This window comes from Ruegeria sp. CDSC002 (assembly GCF_059610905.1).
Genome location: NZ_JBXWOM010000026.1, coordinates 2,501 through 6,006, shown reverse-complemented (window position 1 = coordinate 6,006; position 3,506 = coordinate 2,501). Strand labels below are relative to the sequence as shown.

The 3,506-nt window shown below is 53.1% G+C and carries 1 tRNA gene and 2 rRNA genes; all 3 read right to left on the bottom strand.

Features of this window, described 5'->3' with window-relative positions:
• Nucleotides 1–77 (bottom strand) — tRNA-Met (locus AC2FJE_RS23325).
• Between the two features lie 130 nt (nucleotides 78–207).
• Nucleotides 208–322 (bottom strand): 5S ribosomal RNA (rrf, locus tag AC2FJE_RS23320).
• 181 nt (nucleotides 323–503) lie between these two features.
• Nucleotides 504–3,334 (bottom strand): 23S ribosomal RNA (locus AC2FJE_RS23315).
• Between the last annotated feature and the right edge of the window lie 172 nt (nucleotides 3,335–3,506).

Genomic DNA, 3,506 nt, shown 5'->3' with positions numbered 1-3,506 from the left:
TGGTTGCGGGAGTAGGATTTGAACCTACGACCTTCAGGTTATGAGCCTGACGAGCTACCGGGCTGCTCCATCCCGCGACACTTTGGTGGTCTACCGCCTATTCGGCTACTTGAGACCGTTTTTCGGCCTGTTGCTTACGCTACTTGAGGCCGGGGTCGAATGAGTTCGATATCGTAAGAGAGAAGTTTGATTGTGGGATTTTTCTAGGTTTGGCGGTGACCTACTCTCCCGGGGCTTAAGCCCAAGTACCATTGGCGCGGCAGTGCTTAACTTCCGGGTTCGGGATGGGACCGGGTGTTTCACTTGCGCTATGACCACCAAACCGAGGAAAATCCCCGTCGCGGCTTTGCTTTGCAAAGCGCGACGAGTGGCAGGCGACGTATTTGCGTGCAAATGCGCGTTGCCACTCGGTAGTTATGTCAATCAACACCGCAGCGTTTTGCTGCGAAGTTATCCATGTTTAATGAGGTGTATGTTTTTGATTTGTCTTTCCATTACTGGATCAAATCAAGCCTATCGGGCGATTAGTACCGGTCAACTGAACGCATTACTGCGCTTACATCTCCGGCCTATTGACGTGGTGGTCTTCCACGGCCCTCAGGGAGACCTTGTTTTGAGGGGGGCTTCCCGCTTAGATGCCTTCAGCGGTTATCCTGTCCGATCATAGCTACCCAGCACTGCCGTTGGCACGACAACTGGTCCACCAGTGGATCGTTCACCCCGGTCCTCTCGTACTAGGGGCAACTCCTCTCAAGTCTCCTACACCCACGGCAGATAGGGACCGAACTGTCTCACGACGTTCTAAACCCAGCTCACGTACCTCTTTAAACGGCGAACAGCCGTACCCTTGGGACCTGCTCCAGCCCCAGGATGAGATGAGCCGACATCGAGGTGCCAAACACTGCCGTCGATATGGACTCTTGGGCAGTATCAGCCTGTTATCCCCGGCGTACCTTTTATCCGTTGAGCGATGGCCCTTCCACTCGGGACCACCGGATCACTATGGCCGTCTTTCGACTCTGCTCGACTTGTCAGTCTCGCAGTCAGGCTGGCTTCTGCCATTGCACTCAACGAGCGATTTCCGACCGCTCTGAGCCAACCTTCGCGCGCCTCCGTTACGCTTTAGGAGGCGACCGCCCCAGTCAAACTACCCGCCACGCAGGGTCCCGGATCCGGATAACGGACCGCGGTTAGACATCAAGAGTGCGAAGGGTGGTATCTCAAGGGAGGCTCCACAAAGACTTGCGTCTCTGCTTCAAAGCCCACCACCTATCCTGCACATCACAATCCTGATGCCAGTGCGAAGCTGTAGTAAAGGTGCACGGGGTCTTTCCGTCTAACCGCGGGAAGCCTGCATCTTGACAGGCAATTCAATTTCGCTGAGTCGATGTTGGAGACAGCGGGGAAGTCGTTACGCCATTCGTGCAGGTCGGAACTTACCCGACAAGGAATTTCGCTACCTTAGGACCGTTATAGTTACGGCCGCCGTTTACCTGGGCTTCAATTCAAGGCTCTCACCTCTCCTTTTAACCTTCAGGCACCGGGCAGGCGTCAGACCCTATACGTCGTCTTGCGACTTCGCAGAGCCCTGTGTTTTTAATAAACAGTCGCCACCCCCTGGTTTGTGCCCCCAGCCCCTAGTTGCCTAGGAACCGGGCCTCCTTCTCGCGAACTTACGGAGGTATTTTGCCGAGTTCCTTCAACATCGTTCTCTCAAGCGCCTTGGTATGCTCTACCAGTCCACCTGTGTCGGTTTAGGGTACGGTCTTATAGGAGGGCTATTTCCAGGAACCTCTCAGCAGCCCATTCAATCCGATAAGGATGAACTACCTCTGAGATCCGTCACCACTCCACGGCCTAGGAATATTAACCTAGTTCCCATCGCCTACGCCTTTCGGCCTCGGCTTAGGGGCCGGCTTACCCTGCTCAGATTAGCTTTAAGCAGGAACCCTTGGACTTTCGGCGAGAGTGTCTCTCACACTCTTTGTCGCTACTCATGTCATCATTCTCACTAGTGATCTCTCCACCGGATCGCTCACGCGCCGGCTTCATCGAAAAGACTCGATCCTCCAAGGTGCCCCGAAGGACACTAAAGAGGATAAGTCTTATGTCACACTACGCTCTGCTACCATGCCTTACGGCATCCTAAGCTTCGGCTCATGGCTTGAGCCCCGTTACATCTTCGCCGCAGGACAACTTATTTAGACCAGTGAGCTGTTACGCTATCTTTAAAGGATGGCTGCTTCTAAGCCAACCTCCTGGTTGTTTTGGTCGTCCCACCTGCTTTCCCACTTAGCCATGAATTGGGGGCCTTAGCTGTAGGTCAGGGTTGTTTCCCTCTCCACTACGGACGTTAGCATCCGCAGTGTGTCTGCCATCTAGTACTCCCGGGTATTCGGAGTTTGGTTAGGATCAGTAAGCCTGTGGGGCCCCATTACCCATCCAGTGCTCTACCCCCCGGGGTATTCGGATGACGCTCTACCTAAATAGATTTCGCAGAGAACCAGCTATCTCCGAGTTTGATTGGCCTTTCACCCCTAGGCACAGCTCATCCCGATCCTTTTCAACGGATGTGGGTTCGGTCCTCCAGTAAGTGTTACCTTACCTTCAACCTGGCCATGCCTAGATCACTCGGTTTCGGGTCTGATCCCACGAACTCATGCGCCCTATTAAGACTCGCTTTCGCTACGCCTACACCTAACGGCTTAAGCTTGCTCGTGAGACCAAGTCGATGACCCATTATACAAAAGGTACGCCGTCACCCCGCAAGGAGGCTCCGACTGATTGTAGGCGTTCGGTTTCAGGTACTGTTTCACTCCCCTCGTCGGGGTGCTTTTCACCTTTCCCTCACGGTACTGGTTCACTATCGGTCAGCAAGGAGTACTTAGCCTTCGAAGGTGGTCCTCCGATCTTCAGACAGAATTTCACGTGTTCCGCCCTACTTAATACGTCCCATTGAGCTTAGAATACGGGGCTGTCACCCGCTATGGCCATGCTTCCCAACATGTTCTTCTCACTCTCAAGGCTCGGCTGGTCCCCGTTCGCTCGCCGCTACTAGGGGAGTATCAATTGATTTCCTTTCCTCCGGGTACTTAGATGTTTCAGTTCCCCGGGTTTGCCTTTATAACCCTATGTATTCAGGTCATAAATACCTGGTTATGCCCATTATTGATTAGCAGTGCTAACAATAACAAACATTCAGGTGGGTTGCCCCATTCAGAAATCCATGGATCAAAGCTTATTCTCAGCTCCCCATGGCTTATCGCAGAGTATCACGTCTTTCATCGCCTCTTGCTGCCAAGGCATTCACCAAACGCCCTTCTCGCGCTTGATTTGATCCAGAAAAAGAAAGACTTGATATTGGCACTACCGCCTATCCGGCTACTTGAGTGCGTTTGACCGCACACAACCGAAGCTGCGCTAGTAATCAAATCAATCGAGACCGCCCAGCTGGTAACTAAAGGCAGTCATTCTTCTGAACCAAAAACATACATTTCCCGCCCCCG